The 1,646-nt window shown below is 54.7% G+C and carries 4 protein-coding genes; all 4 read left to right on the plus strand.

All coding sequences use genetic code 11. The features are described from left to right. Window positions 1-486 precede the first annotated feature (486 nt). Window positions 487-663 (plus strand): NblA/ycf18 family protein, encoded by a 177-nt coding sequence (locus tag NW858_RS00715; RefSeq protein WP_414363725.1) that lies wholly within the window; start codon window positions 487-489, stop codon window positions 661-663. Then, window positions 663-989, plus strand: coding sequence for a DUF2499 domain-containing protein (locus NW858_RS00720; RefSeq protein ID WP_414519333.1), 327 nt, complete (start codon window positions 663-665; stop codon window positions 987-989). Before NW858_RS00715 ends, NW858_RS00720 begins: the two co-directional genes overlap by 1 nt. A gap of 3 nt (window positions 990-992) precedes the next feature. Further along, complete coding sequence (locus NW858_RS00725) at window positions 993-1,301, plus strand: DUF3593 domain-containing protein (protein WP_414519335.1); 309 nt, start codon at window positions 993-995, stop codon at window positions 1,299-1,301. 78 nt (window positions 1,302-1,379) lie between these two features. Further along, window positions 1,380-1,646, plus strand: a 267-nt coding sequence (locus NW858_RS00730) for a peptide deformylase (RefSeq protein ID WP_414519337.1), incomplete at its 3' end; no start/stop codon positions are given.

The following is a 1,646-nucleotide window of genomic DNA, read 5'->3' on the forward strand; positions in this document are numbered from 1 at the left end:
CGGTCTATCTGAATTGTAACTGACTTAACGTTCCACCTCTGCTGGAAGAAAGCTGCTAGCTCTTCCGTTGAGGCTTTATAGTTTAGGTTTCCCACAAAAATGGTCATGGCAATTCAAGCAAAGCAAGGCGCAAATCGGAAAGAGCGGCAACCAAGGCTCAAGGTACTTCACTTTTATCATGAGGCCCCGCCTAATCGCCCAACATGACAGGATGTAAAGGGATCGCCGCTCAAAAATCTTCGCACTTCCCTGTCCAAAATGTGCTTTTATCAAACTTTGCGGGAGTGTACTTTTCCCGCTCCTTTGTTGAGTTTCCCCTCCAGCCCTGTCCGGACCAGGATCCGGAGGCACTTGCCATTTTGTTGCAACTTGTTAAACTAGGTTATTAAGATATGTATTGTCCTGCTTGCAGTGCTTGTCGGGAGCAGCGCTGGGATATCCTAGCGCGAGACTCCCTCCTACCCTAAGAGTCTCAAGGTGACGATAATGGATGAAACGCTAGGTCTCTCTCTGGAGCAAGAATTTCGCCAGCGGGCTTTCGAGACGCTGGTAGCTCGCATGAGCCCTGAGCAGGCCAAGGACATCCTGGTCAAACTGCACAAGCAAATGCTGTTACAGGAGGCCACCTACCGCCAGTTGCTGCGTCATTCCCTCAGCGTCTAATGCATGTCCTTTCGCTTCCCACCTGGTGGATTCATATTGCCAGCGTCTTGGAATGGCTGGCGGCCATTGTTTGCGTGTGGCAGTTTGGGGAGCGAATAGGCCGGCCAGAGTGGCGCGGCTTGAGCTGGGCGATGTTGCCTGCCCTACTGGGGGCAATGTGTGCCATTGCCTGGCACTGGTTTGACAACGATCCCGCTCTCAACTGGGTGGTCACTGTCCAGGCGAGCTTGACGCTTCTGGGCAATTGCACTCTAGCCTGGGCTGCCTACCGCATTTGGCGGGCGGAGCAGGCGGAAAAGTCCCTTGGGAGGAGGGATCCAAGCTAGGCAATGGACAGTTTGTTTGCCCTCTCTCTCTTCCCCTATTTGGTCTTCTTGTTTTTCCTGTCGCGGCTGCGCCGGATCCCGCGCCTGGCCCTGATTGGGTTTTGGCTGCTGCTACTGTTTGTGGCCGTTAGCATCCCGGCAGGGTTGTATGCCCAACTCCATTACGGCACTTCCCTAGCCAACGTGGATTCCTTGCATGGGGCGGCAGAGGCTTTTCTCACCCTCTCCAACATTCTGGTGGCTCTGGGCTTCAAACAAGCCATTGACCAACAAGGATCCCTAGAGGCTGGGGACGGCAGCTCCGAGTCGTAGTCATGGCAAACGAACCTGAATGTAGAATGGAGGTCTAGACTGGACGTCTTCTGCTGTTTATTCTGAGAGACCTGCCGGATGGTGGCCACCCTTTCTGTCCCCAAAGCTAAACTGAAAAACCCGCCTCTGCGCATCCATCGGATGGGTGACAAGGTGCTGCGGCAGCCGGCTAAGCGCGTCAGCCAGGTCAACGACGAGATCCGCCAGTTGGCGCGAGACATGCTGCAGACTATGTACAGTGCCGATGGCATCGGCCTGGCAGCTCCTCAGGTGGGCATTCCTAAGCGCTTGATTGTGGTGGATCTCTATCCCGATAAGTCAGAGGTGCCACCCCTGGTGCTGATC

The organism is Synechococcus sp. H55.10 (assembly GCF_047502715.1).
Lineage (GTDB): Bacteria > Cyanobacteriota > Cyanobacteriia > Thermostichales > Thermostichaceae > Thermostichus.